A 15,228-nucleotide genomic window follows, 5' to 3' on the forward strand; every position below is an offset into this window, starting at 1 on the left:
GAATGTCGAATGAAAAGGGGACATGATGATGGAAAGATGGAAACAATGGGCTAAAAGGATAAAAAAGGAAATCTTTGTCCTCTATTCCGCCTGCCGCGACCGGCGCGTTCCGGTTTGGCTGCGCCTGTTTATGCTGGCCGTTGCGGCGTATGCGTTCAGCCCGATCGATTTGATCCCTGATTTTGTTCCGGTGCTGGGGTATATCGATGATTTGCTGCTTTTGCCACTTGGCATTTACATATCGCTCAAATGGCTGCCGAAAGACGTCGCGGCCGAACATCGAGCGCGGGCGGAAGAGCTCGCTAGGCGCGGCAAGCCGACCAACTGGGCCACCGGGGCGTTGATCATCTTGTTATATGTATGGCTTTCGGTTTGGCTGCTGCGTTGGTTTCTTTCTCGGCTTGGATTTGGTACATTGTAATAAGGGAAAAGTCAGTGCAAAAGGAGTGGCTGCCATGCCGATTTTAAAAAACGATTGGGCTCCGTTGCTTGACGAAGAGTTTCAAAAGCCGTACTACTTAAAGCTGCGCGAGTTTTTAAAAGAGGAGTACCGGACGCGGACGATTTATCCGGATATGCACGATATTTTCAACGCCCTTCATTACACGCCGTACGCGAACGTCAAAGTCGTGCTGCTCGGGCAAGATCCGTACCACGGCCCGGGGCAGGCGCACGGGCTTAGTTTTTCCGTCAAGCCGGGCGTGCCGGTGCCGCCGTCCTTGGTGAATATTTTTAAAGAGCTGCATGACGACCTCGGCTGCTACATACCGGATAACGGCTATCTCGTCAAATGGGCCGAGCAAGGGGTGCTATTGTTGAACACCGTGCTGACCGTCCGCCGCGGCCAAGCGAATTCCCACCGTGGCAAAGGATGGGAATATTTCACCGACCGCGTCATTGAACTCGTCAACGAAAAAGACGATCCGGTCGTCTTTTTGCTTTGGGGCCGGAACGCGCAAGAGAAAAAAGAACGGATTACGAATCCGCGCCATCTCATTATTGAAGCGCCGCACCCGAGCCCGTTTTCCGCCGCGCGCGGCTTTTTCGGGCATCGCCCGTTTTCGCGGACGAACGCGTTTTTAACCAAGCACGGACGCGAACCGATCGACTGGCAAATTGAGAACATCGGCGCCCGCGCTACATGAACAAGGGGGGGGGGAACACCATGTCCATTTCTTTTACCGCCGTTGTCGCCAAAATGGAAGACGAGCTTCGAAAAGCGAAGGCCGCGAACAACCCGCAGCGGATGCGTGAACACATCGCCGCTGTTCGTGCTTTATGCGACTTAATGCTGGAAACGACAGGCCAGCCGCAGCCGTCCGTTTCGTCTGTCTCGACAGAGCCGCTTGTCGTCGGCGGGCCGATTTCGGTTGCTGGCGGGCTTTCGCTTGGAGCTGTTTCTGTCCAGGGACGCTCCCCTGACATTGACGATGAGGCGAACGGGGAGTCGTTGTTGGATTTTTGAGAGGGGGTAACGAACTCTCGCGGAACGGTCTTCTCCACGGGGATTGTTGATCAACAGAACTCCTTTAAACTGCTTGTCCTTGTTTGCGCCAAAAAACAAGAAGCGGTTCTCCGGCTTGGATGCGGGTCTTGTCGGTGGCGCTCCCGATTTGATCGGTTCTGCTGAGTGAAGTGGCTGACATCCATTCGTCATTTGTTGTCGGGGAACATTCCCATTATAATGAATGAGGGAAAACAATCTTGAATGAGAAAGGCGGAACAGCAATGAAAACATTCATTCTTCTTGGCGCACTCAATGCGTTTTTAGCCGTCGCATTGGGAGCGTTTGGCGCGCACGGGCTTGAAGGGAAGATTCCGGATCGGTATTTGGAGATTTGGAAAACGGCGGTGCAGTATCAGATGTTTCACGCATTGGGGCTGTTTGTGATCGGATTGCTCATTGGCAAGGCGCCAAATGTCGGGCTGATCGGTGCGGCGGGCTGGGTGATGTTGGCGGGGATTGTGTTGTTTTCCGGCAGTTTATATGTATTGAGTGTCACGCAGATCAAGCCGCTCGGCGCGATCACCCCGTTTGGCGGCGTCGCCTTTTTGGTCGCCTGGGTGATGATCGGGTATGCGGCGTTGAAATGGCTGTAAACGGAGCGCGGGCAAGGTGTGTTCCGAACAGGAAATTACGCGCCGTCCCAATCATAGAAGGCACTTCTTTTGGTTCATTTGCCACCATGATAGGCAACTGGACGTCGGCAACATAGGGATGGCCATCACATAAGATGAAATAAAGAAGAGAGGGGCTTCCAAGAGGGGAATGCTCCTTGAACGAAACACAACATATTGTTTCTTATCGGTCATTTTGCTGCTATATACGGTAAAGAAAAGGGTGTCCCGAGTTTTTGGGACACCCTTTCTGCTCATCGAACATCGGTTTTGCGCTTGCACTCAGCGCGGCGAATAGGAGGCGAGCGGCGTGGCGGAAGCGCCGGCAAACGGATATTCGTAAGCGATTTCGCCTTCAAACGTGACGTAATCGACATAAATCATCGGGATCAAATAGCGCGTTCCCGTTTGCGGATCGCTTAAGATGACATGGTCGCGCCCGGCCGCTTCAATGACGCCACGGAACACTTTCGCATTCCACTCGCGGTTGTTTTCGAACGTTGCATAGACGGTGGCGATTTTTCCTTTATTTAACCGCAAAATGTTTTCAATGTACGACTCTTCGATCGGCAGCATCCCCGGAGCGGTCGGGCCGGCGGTGGCGGGTGCGGCAGCGGTGGTCGGTGTCGGCGTCGGGGCGGCAAACATCGGTGCTTGCAAGCCAAAAGCCGGTGCACTAGCGGCCGTCGGCTGGTAATAGGCATACGGGTAGGCTGCCGGATAGTACGGCTGCGGATACGGGTAACCGTACGGATAAGCTGCATACGGTTGTTGCCGCTCCGGGTCGAACGAGCCATAATAATAGTTTGGTTGTTGTTCATCATGGGGATAATAGTTGTTGTCGGTATGGTTGGACATAACAAAACCTCCTCAGCAAAAATGTTAATACACGCGCGGACAATCGGATGGAGTCGGCGCGAAGAAGCAATGCGACTTGTAGCGGCCGACGTTCCATTGGTTGAACCATTGCGGCGGGCAATCTTGGCCTTCAGGCGGCTTGAAAAACCAGAGGGCATTTGTCGCGGGGTGATAGCGCCAGCCGCGGATCACTTGGCGCGCCAGCCCGATATCCACTTCGCGCGCCCGCTGGTAAAAATACCCTTTCTGCACCGCCTCAAAGCCCCCCGGGCTTTGAAACACCATTTGCCGGATAGAGCGGATGCCGCGGAAGTCCAGGCAGTCGGCGATGACGCGGTTGACGCCGACGTTGCCGACCATGAGCATCCCAAGCCGCCCGTCTCCTTCCGCTTCAGCTCGCATGAGCCGAGCTAACAGTTTCACGTCTTCTTCTGTATGGGCAACAACTGCCATATCGTCACCTCGGTTTTCCATCAAAGTCGACAGTAATAGGCTATTGATGGATCCGGGAAATGGTGACAGACGGACGGGCGATTTCTTGGAGGAATTTCTGATTTTATATGTATGGGGCGATTGGGCGTGATATGACAGGGCGGTTGGCCAAAAAGGGAAACCCGTTGCGCAAGAAAGACCCGTAACATGGCGTGCAAAGGAATGATGGAGGAAGAAATCGCTCATTTGGTTGACATTTCGGAGGAAGAAGTTCGCCGGTTGCTTGAAGAATAGGAAAATAAGCAAAGGGGCCATGCTGCGTTTGGGCCCCCTCTTTTTTTATACACGGAAGAACGAAGAAACATTTTCGGCCGACAGACGGGTGCCGACGAAAAACGAGCCAAACTCGCCAAAGCGGGCGCTCACTTCGTCAAAGCGCATTTCATAGACGAGCTTTTTGAACTGGAGTGCATCATCCGAAAACAAGGTGACGCCCCATTCGAAGTCATCCAAACCGACGGAGCCGGTGATGATTTGCGTCACTTTGCCGGCGTATTTCCGGCCGGTCATGCCGTGGGCGCGCATCAGTTCGCGCCGCTGTTCCATGGAAAGCATATACCAGTTGTCCTCGCCTTGGCGCCGCTTGTCCATCGGGTAGAAGCAAATGTAGTTCGTTTTTGGCAATATCGGATACAAACGGCGGCGCACCTCTGGAATTTGGTACGGGTCTTCGCTGCCGGACGCCAAGTAGTTGCTCAACTCGACGACCGAGACGTACGAGTATGCAGGTAATAAATAGTCGGCGAGTTTCGTTTTGTTTATGGCTGTTTCGATTTCATGCAGTTCATCCAGCGTCGGTCGCAAAATCATGAACAGAATGTCCGCTTTTTGCCCGACGATCGTGTAGACGGCATGGCTTCCTTGCTTCTCGCTTTCCGTCGTCTCCCATTGGTCGACAAGCGCTAAAAACTCACTGATCGCCGCCTCGCGCTCTTCAGTCGGAAGCGTTTTCCACGTGCTCCAGTCGATCGTGCGGAAATCGTGCAAACAATACCAACCGTCCAACGTTTGGGCCGCTTCGCTCATCATCGTCACTCCTTTATTCAATCAATCGTACAGTACCACTATATCATAGTTTGGCCAAAAAAGCGGGTGTTTGTGCATAAGGAAAAAGATACTGAATTGTTCCAAAAGATGAATTATTCATTGGAAGGGCTTACGAGCGTTGCGTTTTCGTATCGAAGCGGTATGCTTAATGTAGAGAAAGGCTGATGCTTGGAAACAGGCGGGCCAACCGTGAAGGAGGCATGAATCGTGGCAAACGATTTATTTGCGGCATTAAAGATGAAAGTAGCCGGCACCGGACGGAAAATCGTATTTCCGGAAGGGACTGATGACCGCATCTTAACGGCGGCGAGCCGTTTGGCGGCGGAGCAAGTGCTTCAGCCGATCGTCCTTGGCGATGAGCAAGCGGTAAGGGTGAAAGCAGCGGCGCTTGGTTTGCCGCTTGAAGGGGTGGAGATTGTCAACCCGCGCCGCTACGGCGGGTTTGATGAGCTCGTTTCGGCGTTTGTGGAGCGCCGGAAAGGAAAAATGACCGAAGAGGCGGCGCGCGAGTTGCTTTTGGATGAAAACTATTTTGGGACGATGCTCGTTTACACGGGCGCAGCGGACGGCCTTGTCAGCGGGGCGGCCCACTCAACGGCCGATACGGTCCGCCCGGCGCTGCAAATCATTAAAACGAAGCCAGGCGTTCGCAAAACGTCCGGCGTGTTCATCATGGTGCGCGGCGACGAAAAATATGTGTTTGCCGATTGCGCCATTAACATTGCCCCAGACAGCCAGGACTTAGCTGAAATTGCGGTCGAGAGCGCCCGGACGGCCAAAATGTTCGGCCTTACGCCGCGCGTCGCGATGCTCAGCTTCTCAACAAAAGGATCGGCCTCGTCGCCGGAGACGGAAAAAGTGGCCGAAGCGGTGCGGCTGGCGAAAGAAATGGCGCCGGATCTGATCCTTGACGGGGAGTTTCAATTTGACGCCGCGTTTGTGCCAGAGGTGGCGAGAAAGAAAGCGCCGGATTCAGTCATTCAAGGGGACGCAAATGTCTTTATTTTCCCGAGCCTTGAGGCGGGCAACATCGGCTACAAAATCGCCCAGCGCCTCGGCGGCTTCGAAGCGGTCGGCCCGATTTTGCAAGGGCTGAACAAGCCGGTCAACGACTTATCGCGCGGATGCAGCGCCGAAGACACCTACAAGCTCGCACTCATCACCGCGGTGCAGTCGCTTGGGGAGTAAAGAGGCTGTTGAACTGAGCAAGAGGAGTCTGAAACGGTTCGTTTTGCCAAAGAATGGGCGACACCTTGTTTCATGCATGGATCCGTGTCAAAGAAGGCGGCTGGCTGCTGTTTAGCCGCTTTCTTTTTTAATGGCCGTAATTGTGCCAGTTTGATGTGGTATAATGGGAGCGGAACGTTCAACGTAAGGGGTTTGCTGAGATGAGCCATGAACTGTTGCGGCAGCCGAGGTGGCGGGTGATCGATCAGTCGCACCTCGGGCCGCTGTTTGATGCGAAACAGTCGTTTGCGATTGATGACACGCTATGCACCGCGGTTGGCGCCGGGTGTTCCGATGCTGTCGTCCGCACATGGGTGCATGACGACACCATCGTGTTGGGCATTGCGGACACAAAGCTTCCGCATTTCCACGAAGCGGTTTCGTTTTTGCATAAGGAAGGGTACCGCGTCGTCGTCCGCAATTCCGGCGGGCTGGCCGTTGTCCTTGACAGCGGGGTGCTCAATATTTCACTCATTTTTCCGGAAGCTACCCACCAGATTGCGATCGAGCAAGGGTATGAGGCGATGTATGCACTCATCGCTGCCATGCTTGCGCCATACGGTGTCCGCGTTGAGGCGGGGGAAGTCGTCGGTTCGTATTGCCCGGGGAGCTATGACTTGGGCATTGGCGGCAAAAAATTTGCCGGCATTTCGCAGCGACGGGTGCGCGGCGGCGTTGCCGTGCAAATCTACCTTTGCGTCGATGGGAGCGGAGCCGCGCGGGCTGAGCTTATTCGCCGCTTTTATGAGCTCGGCCGCCAAGGAGAGAAAACGAAATTCGCCTACCCCGATGTTGTCCCTGCTGTCATGGCGTCGCTGTCTGAGCTTCTCGGCTGCGAGTTGTCGATCGATGAGCTGCTTGTCGCCCTTTGGCGCACGCTGCAGTCGTTTGGCGGCGAGCTATATTCGTCTGCCCTCGAGAGCGGCGAATGGAATTGGTATGAGCAGTATTGGGCGCGCATCGTTGAACGGAATGAAACGGCGCTCAGCGGTGCGCTTTCAGCAGGGGAGTAAGGGAAGCAGCCGTCCGGCGGCAGGCAAAGAGCCTGTGTTCATCGTTTGACGCCGCCGGCGGACAAAAAGGATGCCCCGGTCTTGGCCGCACTGGAGAGAGTGCGATCAAGGCGCAGCCATGGACAGGGCATCCTTATTTTGTTTATTCTGCTATTTTTTCCAAGTTGCCGTTCGGGTCCATGCGGAAGGTCAGCCCCCGCTCTTCTTCTTCCTTTAACACCATTTTGCGCGCTCGGTTGATGATTTTCACGAGCGTCTCGAAATCTTCTTGCACCGTTGACGAGTTTTCTTCTAATTTCGCAACCTTTTCTTCAAGCTCTTTATTTTTTTGCTTTAATTCTTCAATTTCGCGGCGCAGCCGCTCGTTTTCTTTGATCAGCGTCTCCCGTTTCCGTTCATGGGATTGGAACGTTTTCAAAAAAGCGATCACTTGATCCAGCGTCACTTGTTGCGGCGGGGAGGATGGGATGACGGCAGGCAGCTGCATCACCTCTCCCAGCTCTTCGAGTGATGGCATCGGCGGCTCGTACAGACGCCGTTTTTTTGCGCCGCCTTGTTTGGCCAGCAGCCTCATCCGCTCTTTCCGCTGCATTTTTGCCAGCTGAAGCGCCTCTTCATATCGATGGCGGACGACGGCGTTCCAGCGAAAGCCGCAGGCGGCCGATGTCCGGTTTAACTTGTCGCCGACTTCCTCAAAGGCGTTGAGCTGGGTGCTCCCTTCACGCACATGGCGCAATACGGTCTCCGCTAACAATAAATCGTCTTCTTCCGTCCAAGCGTCTTGCCGTTGTTTCATTGTTCTCCACTCCTTTTTCCCATGCTAGTAAAAGGGTGGACCAAAAGGAAAAAAATTATACGTTGCAAGTTTATGGGATTGGCAAATTACAAGGGTGAAAGCATGCCAGCTTGCAATTTTTTCACGAAAGCGGTAGAATACACAAAGCAAACGCTGCGGAAAGGGATGACGAGTGATGGCGAATGAGTTTCGCGTTTGCGACGACTGCAAGGCGCCGAATTTAAAAACATTGATTCCGCGCTTGAAAAAGCTTGATCCGGACGCGGTCATCAAAATCGGCTGCCAGTCGTATTGCGGCCCAGGGCGGAAAAAAACGTTCGCCTTCGTCAACAACCGCCCGGTGGCGGCGCTGACGGAGGATGAGCTGATCGAAAAAGTGGCTGAAAAGCTGAAAAAACGGTGACGAATCACCTTCTTTGCCGAAAGAAGGTGATTTTTTGTTTTTTCCGTCAATAATGGAGAAAGACGGAGAAAAAAGTCAACTATTTCTTTGCCAAAAGAAACGGCGTATAATAGATGTATGTTGGAGACGGAAGAGGAGGATGCGATGTATTCCGGCGGGCAGCTTGACGAAGAAAAAGTGTTTAAAGATCCGGTGCACCGATACATACATGTTCGCGACAAAGTGATCTGGGATTTGATCGGCACAAAAGAATTTCAGCGCCTGCGCCGCATCAAGCAGCTCGGCACGACGTATTTGACGTTCCACGGCGCCGAGCACAGCCGATTCAACCATTCGCTTGGCGTTTATGAAATCATCCGCCGCATCATCGACGATGTGTTCGTCGGCCGCGACCATTGGGATCATAACGAGCGCCTTCTTTGCCTATGCGCGGCGCTCTTGCACGATTTAGGGCACGGCCCGTTTTCCCATTCATTTGAAAAAGTGTTCCGCCTCGACCACGAAGATTTTACACAGGCCATCATTTTAGGCGATACGGAAGTGAACGCCGCCTTGCGCGAAGTGGGCGACGATTTTCCGCAAAAAGTGGCGGAAGTGATCGCCAAAACGTACCCGAACAAGCTTGTTGTGAGCCTCATTTCAAGCCAAATTGACGCCGACCGGATGGATTATTTGTTGCGTGATGCGTACTACACCGGCGTCAGCTACGGCTATTTTGACATGGAGCGCATTTTGCGCGTCATGCGCCCGCGCGAAGACCAAGTCGTCATCAAACGAAGCGGCATGCATGCGGTCGAGGATTACATTATGAGCCGCTACCAAATGTACTGGCAAGTGTACTTTCATCCCGTGACGCGCAGTGCGGAAGTCATTTTGACGAAAATTTTGCATCGGGCGAAAAAGCTGTACGAGGACGGGTATACGTTTGCGACGAAGCCGACCCATTTTTTATCGTTTTTTGCCGGCCATGTAACGCTCGGCGACTATTTGGCGCTCGACGAGGCGATCATTCTGTTTTACTTCCAGCAATGGCAATACGAGCGGGATCCGGTCTTAAGCGATCTGTGCCGGCGGTTTGTCCACCGCCGCCTGTTCAAATATACGGAGTTCCATCCGACGAACGAGCAAATGGCGAAGCTCATTGAGCTGCGGGAGCTGTTTAAAAAAGCGGGCATCGACCCGGACTACTACTTGGTCGTCGATTCGTCGTCCGATTTGCCGTATGACTTTTATCGGCCGGGCGAGGAAGGCGAGCGCCTGCCGATTTACCTGTTGATGCCAAACGGGGAGCTGCGCGAGCTGTCACGCGAATCGGTGTTGGTTGACGCCATTTCCGGCAAGCGGCGCACCGACCATAAGCTCTATTTCCCCGCTGATTTTCTTGAAGACTTGTCGACGAAGCGGACAGTGAAGAAAAAGATTATGGAAATTTTAAAGGGTTAGGAGATGACGGAGAGTGCTCACAGAGCATGCGAAAGTAATGAAGGCGTTGGCGGCTGCCGGGGAAATTGCTGGCCGCAAAAAGCTGCAAAAAATGATCTACATCGCGAAAAAGCTCGACTTTCCGTTTTACGAGAAGTTCGACTTCCACTTTTACGGCCCGTATTCGGAAGAGTTGACATGCCGCATCGAAGAGCTGTGCGCGCTCGGCTTTTTGCATGAAGTGAAAGAGAAAAAGAGCGGTTATGTGCAATATCGCTATACGCTCACGGAGGCGGGCGAACAGTTTTTGCGCCATTATGACTGGGACATGCCGGGCCTTGCCGAATGCATGCAGGCGATGAACGGACAAAACGCGCGCTTTTTAGAGCTTGTCTCCACGGTGCTCTATTTTGAACATTTGTCAAAAGATGAGGTAAAAGAGAAAATCGCTGTCGTAAAAAGCAAGCAGCGCTATACGGAGGACGAGATCGAAGAGGCGTATGCCTATATTGAGGCGCTGCGGAGCCGTTGCAACAAGGGTGCTTGTGTGTAAGCGGGAGGAAAAAGTTTCCTCAACGTATCATCAGTTGGCCATAGACGAAAAGGGGCTGACCCAAAAGGCCGTCTGTCTTCAGGATAGACACAAAATATAGTGCGAAAGAGGCAGTTAGTGCGTATATATAGAGACGAAAGAGGGTGTCCCGATCCTTTTGGGACACCTCCTTCTTCTTTTTGGTTAATGCGGCAAAAACGCCAGCTGCAAAACGAACAGCACGGCAAGCACGTACAGCAGCGGGTGCACGTCGCGCCAGCGGCCGCGGGCGATTTTTAAGAGCGGGTACGAGATGAAGCCGAGCGCGATGCCGGTCGCGATGCTGGACGTGAGCGGCATGCTTAACACGATCAAAAAAGCGGGGAATGCTTCGTCTAATTCGCTCCAGTTGATATGGGCGATGTTGCTGATCATCAAGCTGCCGACGACAATGAGCGCCGGAGCGGTGATGGCGGAAAGCCCGGCGACGGCGCCGACAAGCGGGCTGAAAAAGGCGGCCGCGATGAACAAGACGGCGACCGTGAGCGCCGTCCAACCGGTGCGGCCGCCGGCGGCGACGCCAGTCGATGACTCGATGTACGCCGATGTCGGGCTCGTGCCGAACATGGCGCCGATCGTGGTCGCGACCGAGTCGGCCAAGAGCGCCTCGCGAGCGCGCGGCAGCGTGTTTCCTTTCATCAGCCCGGCTTGCTGGGCGACGCCGATCATCGTGCCGGTTGTGTCAAAGAGCGTGACGAGCAAAAAAGAAAAGACGACAGCGTACAAGCTGTGGCTGATGACATCGCCAATGGCCGCCAACGGATTGGCGGCGACAAGCCCTTCCGGCAGCGACGGCAGCGAGACGATGCCTTTGTCAAAGTGAAGCTGCCCGGTCGCGTAGGCGATGACGCCGGTCGCGACCATGCCGTAAAAGAGGGCGCCGTTGACGCCGCGCATCATGAAAACGAGCGTCACCGCCAGGCCGATGAGCGTCAACACGGCCGATGGGGCATGCAAGTTGCCAAGCGCGACCAAATTTTGCGGATGGGCTTGGATGATTCCGGTCAGCCGCAGGCCGATGAAAGCGATAAACAGCCCGATGCCGGCGGTGATGCCGTGCTTCAAGCTGTCGGGGATCACTTCGATCAGCTTGCTGCGGAGCGGGGTGAGCGACAGCAACAAAAACAGCAATCCCGCGACAAACACAGCGGAAAACGCGGTTTCGTACGAAATGCCGCCGTGCGAGCCGACGACCGAATAGGCGAAATAGGCGTTCAGCCCCATGCCGGGGGCAATGGCGATCGGATAGTTGGCGAAGATGGCCATCCATAGCGTGCCGACGACGGTCGCGATGACGGTGGCGGTGAACGCCTGTTCAAACGGGACGCCGGCATCTGATAAGATGACCGGATTGACGACGATGATGTACACCATGGTAAAAAAAGTCGTCAGGCCAGCGAGAACCTCTGTTTTGCGATTGCGGGCATGGTGCGGAAGACGAATCATAGGCAACCTCCTAAAGACGAACAATATGAAAGACAACTATAATAATATTCGTTTTTATTCCAAAAAGCAACGGGGACGCCCGATGGCGCCCCCCTGTTTGTTACTCCGCATCGCTCAGCCGTTTTCCAGCGATGGCGTAATGGTCTTTTGTCATTTCCTCGATGAACACAACAACGCTCTCTTTTTTCGCCCCGGTTGTCTCTACAACGGCGTCGGTCACTTTTTCCACCAGCGCTTTCTTTTGCTCGTCCGTGCGGCCGGCGAGCATTTTGATCGTGACATACGGCATCATCATTCCCCCATTTCCTTGTCGAGTGCTGTCGCGTTTATTATACCATGGAACGGTGAAGTTCAGTCCACTTTTGGCGGTAAATCATGTATACTAAGGATAGTGAATACAGGGGAAAAGGAGCTAATCAAGTGGAACACATTTTGCCGTATTCGTTAAGCGAAATTCCGTACGTGCTGTTGACGCTGGCGCTGGCGTTTTCCGCGCATGAGTTCGCTCATGCCTACGTCGCCTACAAGTTCGGCGATCCGACGGCGAAAAACGAGGGACGTCTGACATTGTCACCGTTTGCCCATTTGGATTTGCTTGGAACTTTGCTGATCTTTCTCGCCGGGTTTGGCTGGGCGCGCCCGGTGCCAGTCAATCGCTTTTATTTCAAAAATCCGCGCCTTGCCGGCATTCTTGTCTCGGTAGCCGGACCGCTGAGCAACCTCATGCTTGCCGCGCTTGGATTTGTCATTTGGTACGCGATGATCGATTTCGGCCTCATGCGGGCGCTGCCAGATTGGTTTGCGGCCGGGTTTGATCTGTTTTTCCAAATTTTTATCAGCTTGAACGCTGTCTTGTTTGTGTTTAATTTATTGCCGTTTCCGCCGCTTGACGGGTATCGTATTATTGAAGACTTGGCCCCGGATGGGCTGCGGGCGAAAATGACGCAGTGGGAAACGTACGGGGCGCTCATTTTTCTTGTTCTTGTGCTCACGCCGCTCGACCGCTATACGATTGAGCCGGTGTTTCAAGTGGCGCTGCCGTTTGTATTGGAACATTTGCAGTCGTTGGTCGCCAATTTGTTTATGTAAGGAAGGAGGAACAAGCGGATGGAGCAAAAAAAGAAAAAAAACATCGGCTTTAATATCATCAAAGACGACCCGACCGACGGGCACCGCGGCTTTGGCGCCGGGGCGTTGAGCCTAGAAAACGTGTCGCCGGTCATCATTGACGTCGAAGCGGGCGAAGCGTTCGTCGATATGGGGGCGATGCATGCCCGCAGCGCCGTTGAGCGCGGCATCAAGTTTTTGCCGGACCGTTCCGCCGTGCCAAACGGCAAGCCGTATTGGATCGTCTGGGTGACGATCGAGCGCAGCGCCGACGGCCCGTATTACGCCGGGGTGACGGCGTGCGAAATGACGGTCGACCGTGAGGCGCGCCGCGGCTATAAGTTATTGCCGGAACATGTGAACCGGCTCGATAAATCGCTAAAGCGGCACATTATTGTCGATCATATGGACGCGAAATCAAAACGGGTGCTCGCCGACTTTTTGAAAGGGCACGACATTGGGATGTGGAACCGTTCGAGCGATGAACTGAAAAAAGGGCTTGAAGGCGAATTGTGACGGTTTTGTGAACATGTTTGCTCAAGGGCTTGTTCTTATCTGGAAAAAAGGATAAACTAAATCTACATGTATAACACAGGAAAACTAGGACAAGAAAATCCCCTGCGTCTGAACGCAGGGGATTTTCTTGTTTAAAACCATGGGAACCATTTCTCGAACCAGCTTTTTCCGTCTTCTTGTTTCTTCTTTTTCTTTTCCAAATGGTCGGTGCAATAGTCGGTCGGTTCTGTACCAATGAGATAGTACGTTTTTCGTTTCACCGGACAGGAGTCGGTGGCCAGCTTGCCGTTTTGCGGGTCGATGTAGACGCCGATGACGCCTTTGGTCGGTTTAAACGATTTTTTCGGCTCGCCCGCGAGGCTTTGTTCCATAAAGTGAACCCATATTTGTTTGGCATATTGCCTTTCGGCAGGACGATCCATCGTTTCTCCGCGGTCGTAGCCGGTCCAGACGCCGGCGACTAGCTGCGGGGCGAACCCGATCATCCAACTGTCCGTTTTCGTCGTTCCAGACTTGCCGGCGTACGGACGCGTGATGTCATCGATGATGGACTGCCCGGTGACGGTTGTATAGCCGTTAAGCTTTGGGTCGAACATCCCGGTCATTAAATGGGTCGTCACAAACGCCGCGTCGCGGTCGAGCACTTGCCGGCTCTCTGGCTTATGTTCATACAGCACGTTTCCGCTTGCATCCACGACTTTTTTAATGAACACCGGATCAGTTTGTTTGCCGTAGTTGGCGAGCGTGCTGTACGCGGCCACCATGTCGATCACTTTCACGGGCGAGGTGCCGAGCGCCAATGACGGCACTGCTTTCAATCTGCTTGTAATGCCGAGCGCTTTCGCTGTTTCGACGAGTTTGTCGGCGCCGATGAACTGGAGCGTTTTCACCGCAAAGACGTTGTCGGATACAGCGAGCGCCTCGGCGAGCGTGATCGGGCCGTTGGCATAGTAGTCGTTGTAATTATGTGGCGTATACGATGATCGGCCGCCGTTAAACGTAAATGTCGTCAGCTCGCTGCGCAGTTGGGTCGATGGGGTGAATCCTTGCTCGATCGCCGCGTAATACAAAAACGGCTTAAATGTCGACCCCGGCTGGCGTTCCGCTTGCACCGCCCGGTTGAACGGGCTCTCTTCGTAGTTGCGTCCGCCGACGAGCGCCTTTACTTCCCCGGTGCGTGGATCCATCGCCACAAGCGCTGCTTGAATGGCGGAGTGCGGGTCGATGATGCGACTGATTTGCTCTTCGGCAATCCGCTGCAGGCGCCGATCCAGCGTCGTATAGACGCGCAGCCCCCCGAGCTCAATCGTCCGCTCATCAAGACCAAGCTTCGTGCGCAGCTGCTGTTTCACGACATCTTGGAAATACGGGGCCACGGGTTGCTCTCGTTCGCGGTGGCGGACGTAAACGAGCTTGTCGCGGTACGCCTGCTCCGCTTCTTGGCGGCTGATGTAGCCGGCTTCCACCATGGAGGTGAGCACGATTTTTTGCCGCGCTTTCGCCCGCTGTTCATTGACAAACGGCGAGTAGTAATACGGCCCTTTCGGAATGCCGGCGAGCATCGCTGCCTCGCTGAGCGTCAGCTCGCTCGCGTGCTTGCCGAAATAGTAGCGAGCCGCCGCCTCGATGCCGTAGGCCCCATGACCGTAGTAAATCGTGTTTAAATAGCCTTCCAAAATTTGATCTTTGCTGTAGTTGGCTTCAAGGCGGATCGTGTACAGCGCTTCTTGGATTTTCCGCGACCACGTTTTCTCATGCGTCAAAAACAAGTTGCGGGCATATTGCTGGGTGATTGTGCTCGCTCCTTGCACTTTGTCCATGGCCTCGATATTGACGAGCACCGCGCCGGCGATCCGTTTCAAGTCGAATCCGTGATGTTCGTAAAACTTTCGATCCTCAACGGCAATCGTCGCTTCGATGACGTACGGGGAAATGTCATCGAGATGAACCCAGTACCGCTTTTGCCCATGATCGCTTTCCCCGATTTTGCTGCCGTCAGCGGCATAAAAAGTCGTCGTCTGCGGCACGGCGACCGGCGGGGCGCCTTCGATTTTGGCAAACAAAAGAAAGCTCCCGAGAGCGGCGAAGGCAAAGATGGCGAGAAAAAAGCCGATAAAGACGGCGGCGCGCACATATTTCCACGTGCCGCGAAAACGGCTGCCCGGGATCGGTTCCATTGCGCATCACCTCG

The 15,228-nt window shown here is 54.1% G+C and carries 18 protein-coding genes; 11 read left to right on the top strand and 7 right to left on the bottom strand.

Annotation, left to right across the window (positions count from 1 at the left end):
* Nucleotides 1-25 precede the first annotated feature (25 nt).
* The 4 genes from B9L19_RS00555 (at nucleotide 26) to B9L19_RS00570 (ending at nucleotide 2,100) form a co-directional block, all read left to right on the top strand.
* The gene (locus B9L19_RS00555; RefSeq protein ID WP_025948336.1) at nucleotides 26-421 is read left to right on the top strand and encodes a YkvA family protein; all 396 of its coding nucleotides are present in this window, start codon (nucleotides 26-28) and stop codon (nucleotides 419-421) included.
* Between the two features lie 34 nt (nucleotides 422-455).
* On the top strand, nucleotides 456-1,145 hold the full coding sequence (locus tag B9L19_RS00560; RefSeq protein ID WP_025948337.1) for a uracil-DNA glycosylase: 690 nt from the start codon (nucleotides 456-458) through the stop codon (nucleotides 1,143-1,145).
* Between the two features lie 20 nt (nucleotides 1,146-1,165).
* Nucleotides 1,166-1,465 (top strand): YwdI family protein, encoded by a 300-nt coding sequence (locus B9L19_RS00565; RefSeq protein ID WP_053915098.1) that lies wholly within the window; start codon nucleotides 1,166-1,168, stop codon nucleotides 1,463-1,465.
* A 263-nt stretch (nucleotides 1,466-1,728) separates the two neighbouring features.
* Nucleotides 1,729-2,100, top strand: a complete 372-nt coding sequence (locus B9L19_RS00570) for a DUF423 domain-containing protein (protein ID WP_047752478.1) — start codon at nucleotides 1,729-1,731, stop codon at nucleotides 2,098-2,100.
* 300 nt (nucleotides 2,101-2,400) lie between these two features.
* Here B9L19_RS00570 and gerQ read toward each other — a convergent pair whose 3' ends face one another.
* The 3 genes from gerQ to hemQ all read right to left on the bottom strand — a co-directional run bounded on the left by gerQ (nucleotide 2,401) and on the right by hemQ (nucleotide 4,494).
* On the bottom strand, nucleotides 2,401-2,976 hold the full coding sequence (gene gerQ / locus B9L19_RS00575) for a spore coat protein GerQ (protein WP_047752479.1): 576 nt from the start codon (nucleotides 2,974-2,976) through the stop codon (nucleotides 2,401-2,403).
* Nucleotides 2,977-3,000: 24 nt separating this feature from the next.
* Nucleotides 3,001-3,429 (bottom strand): cell wall hydrolase, encoded by a 429-nt coding sequence (locus B9L19_RS00580; RefSeq protein ID WP_025948341.1) that lies wholly within the window; start codon nucleotides 3,427-3,429, stop codon nucleotides 3,001-3,003.
* Between the two features lie 318 nt (nucleotides 3,430-3,747).
* Nucleotides 3,748-4,494 (bottom strand): hydrogen peroxide-dependent heme synthase, encoded by a 747-nt coding sequence (hemQ, locus tag B9L19_RS00590; protein ID WP_025948342.1) that lies wholly within the window; start codon nucleotides 4,492-4,494, stop codon nucleotides 3,748-3,750.
* Nucleotides 4,495-4,722: 228 nt separating this feature from the next.
* Between hemQ and pta the strand changes: the two genes are divergently transcribed.
* Together pta and lipL are read left to right on the top strand one after the other, a co-directional pair.
* Complete coding sequence (pta, locus tag B9L19_RS00595) at nucleotides 4,723-5,703, top strand: phosphate acetyltransferase (protein WP_089113811.1); 981 nt, start codon at nucleotides 4,723-4,725, stop codon at nucleotides 5,701-5,703.
* Nucleotides 5,704-5,903: 200 nt separating this feature from the next.
* Complete coding sequence (gene lipL / locus B9L19_RS00600) at nucleotides 5,904-6,755, top strand: octanoyl-[GcvH]:protein N-octanoyltransferase (RefSeq protein ID WP_047752480.1); 852 nt, start codon at nucleotides 5,904-5,906, stop codon at nucleotides 6,753-6,755.
* Nucleotides 6,756-6,897: 142 nt separating this feature from the next.
* Here the strand turns inward: lipL and B9L19_RS00605 are convergent, their stop codons facing one another.
* Nucleotides 6,898-7,551: an RsfA family transcriptional regulator gene (locus tag B9L19_RS00605; RefSeq protein ID WP_025948347.1), complete on the bottom strand. Its 654-nt coding sequence runs from the start codon at nucleotides 7,549-7,551 to the stop codon at nucleotides 6,898-6,900.
* A 175-nt stretch (nucleotides 7,552-7,726) separates the two neighbouring features.
* Here B9L19_RS00605 and B9L19_RS00610 point away from each other — a divergent pair, with 175 nt between their 5' ends.
* The 3 genes from B9L19_RS00610 to B9L19_RS00620 all read left to right on the top strand — a co-directional run bounded on the left by B9L19_RS00610 (nucleotide 7,727) and on the right by B9L19_RS00620 (nucleotide 9,929).
* On the top strand, nucleotides 7,727-7,954 hold the full coding sequence (locus B9L19_RS00610; RefSeq protein WP_025948348.1) for a YuzB family protein: 228 nt from the start codon (nucleotides 7,727-7,729) through the stop codon (nucleotides 7,952-7,954).
* Between the two features lie 144 nt (nucleotides 7,955-8,098).
* Entirely contained in the window at nucleotides 8,099-9,397 is a 1,299-nt protein-coding gene (locus tag B9L19_RS00615) for an HD domain-containing protein (protein ID WP_025948349.1), read from the top strand.
* A gap of 13 nt (nucleotides 9,398-9,410) precedes the next feature.
* Complete coding sequence (locus B9L19_RS00620; RefSeq protein WP_025948350.1) at nucleotides 9,411-9,929, top strand: YwgA family protein; 519 nt, start codon at nucleotides 9,411-9,413, stop codon at nucleotides 9,927-9,929.
* Nucleotides 9,930-10,112: 183 nt separating this feature from the next.
* Here the strand turns inward: B9L19_RS00620 and B9L19_RS00625 are convergent, their stop codons facing one another.
* Nucleotides 10,113-11,414: an NCS2 family permease gene (locus tag B9L19_RS00625; RefSeq protein WP_047752481.1), complete on the bottom strand. Its 1,302-nt coding sequence runs from the start codon at nucleotides 11,412-11,414 to the stop codon at nucleotides 10,113-10,115.
* 100 nt (nucleotides 11,415-11,514) lie between these two features.
* The gene (locus tag B9L19_RS00630) at nucleotides 11,515-11,703 is read right to left on the bottom strand and encodes a 2-hydroxymuconate tautomerase (RefSeq protein ID WP_025949649.1); all 189 of its coding nucleotides are present in this window, start codon (nucleotides 11,701-11,703) and stop codon (nucleotides 11,515-11,517) included.
* A gap of 131 nt (nucleotides 11,704-11,834) precedes the next feature.
* Between B9L19_RS00630 and B9L19_RS00635 the strand changes: the two genes are divergently transcribed.
* Together B9L19_RS00635 and B9L19_RS00640 are read left to right on the top strand one after the other, a co-directional pair.
* On the top strand, nucleotides 11,835-12,503 hold the full coding sequence (locus tag B9L19_RS00635) for a site-2 protease family protein (protein WP_047752482.1): 669 nt from the start codon (nucleotides 11,835-11,837) through the stop codon (nucleotides 12,501-12,503).
* Nucleotides 12,504-12,521: 18 nt separating this feature from the next.
* Entirely contained in the window at nucleotides 12,522-13,037 is a 516-nt protein-coding gene (locus tag B9L19_RS00640; RefSeq protein WP_025949647.1) for a YwhD family protein, read from the top strand.
* 131 nt (nucleotides 13,038-13,168) lie between these two features.
* Here B9L19_RS00640 and B9L19_RS00645 read toward each other — a convergent pair whose 3' ends face one another.
* Entirely contained in the window at nucleotides 13,169-15,214 is a 2,046-nt protein-coding gene (locus B9L19_RS00645) for a transglycosylase domain-containing protein (protein WP_025949646.1), read from the bottom strand.
* Nucleotides 15,215-15,228 lie beyond the last annotated feature (14 nt).

The organism is Geobacillus thermocatenulatus (genome assembly GCF_002217655.1).
In the GTDB taxonomy this organism is placed as follows: Bacteria; Bacillota; Bacilli; order Bacillales; family Anoxybacillaceae; genus Geobacillus; species Geobacillus thermocatenulatus.

Excerpts from the sequence above, each read along its gene's own strand:
- B9L19_RS00555 (WP_025948336.1), top strand. The coding sequence starts at position 26 with ATGATGGAAAGATGGAAACAATGGGCTAAAAGGATAAAAAAGGAAATC.
- B9L19_RS00560 (WP_025948337.1), top strand. The coding sequence starts at position 456 with ATGCCGATTTTAAAAAACGATTGGGCTCCGTTGCTTGACGAAGAGTTT.
- B9L19_RS00565 (WP_053915098.1), top strand. The coding sequence starts at position 1,166 with ATGTCCATTTCTTTTACCGCCGTTGTCGCCAAAATGGAAGACGAGCTT.
- B9L19_RS00570 (WP_047752478.1), top strand. The coding sequence starts at position 1,729 with ATGAAAACATTCATTCTTCTTGGCGCACTCAATGCGTTTTTAGCCGTC.
- gerQ (WP_047752479.1), bottom strand. The coding sequence starts at position 2,976 with ATGTCCAACCATACCGACAACAACTATTATCCCCATGATGAACAACAA.
- B9L19_RS00580 (WP_025948341.1), bottom strand. The coding sequence starts at position 3,429 with ATGGCAGTTGTTGCCCATACAGAAGAAGACGTGAAACTGTTAGCTCGG.
- hemQ (WP_025948342.1), bottom strand. The coding sequence starts at position 4,494 with ATGAGCGAAGCGGCCCAAACGTTGGACGGTTGGTATTGTTTGCACGAT.
- lipL (WP_047752480.1), top strand. The coding sequence starts at position 5,904 with ATGAGCCATGAACTGTTGCGGCAGCCGAGGTGGCGGGTGATCGATCAG.
- B9L19_RS00605 (WP_025948347.1), bottom strand. The coding sequence starts at position 7,551 with ATGAAACAACGGCAAGACGCTTGGACGGAAGAAGACGATTTATTGTTA.
- B9L19_RS00610 (WP_025948348.1), top strand. The coding sequence starts at position 7,727 with ATGGCGAATGAGTTTCGCGTTTGCGACGACTGCAAGGCGCCGAATTTA.
- B9L19_RS00615 (WP_025948349.1), top strand. The coding sequence starts at position 8,099 with ATGTATTCCGGCGGGCAGCTTGACGAAGAAAAAGTGTTTAAAGATCCG.
- B9L19_RS00625 (WP_047752481.1), bottom strand. The coding sequence starts at position 11,414 with ATGATTCGTCTTCCGCACCATGCCCGCAATCGCAAAACAGAGGTTCTC.
- B9L19_RS00630 (WP_025949649.1), bottom strand. The coding sequence starts at position 11,703 with ATGCCGTATGTCACGATCAAAATGCTCGCCGGCCGCACGGACGAGCAA.
- B9L19_RS00640 (WP_025949647.1), top strand. The coding sequence starts at position 12,522 with ATGGAGCAAAAAAAGAAAAAAAACATCGGCTTTAATATCATCAAAGAC.
- B9L19_RS00645 (WP_025949646.1), bottom strand. The coding sequence starts at position 15,214 with ATGGAACCGATCCCGGGCAGCCGTTTTCGCGGCACGTGGAAATATGTG.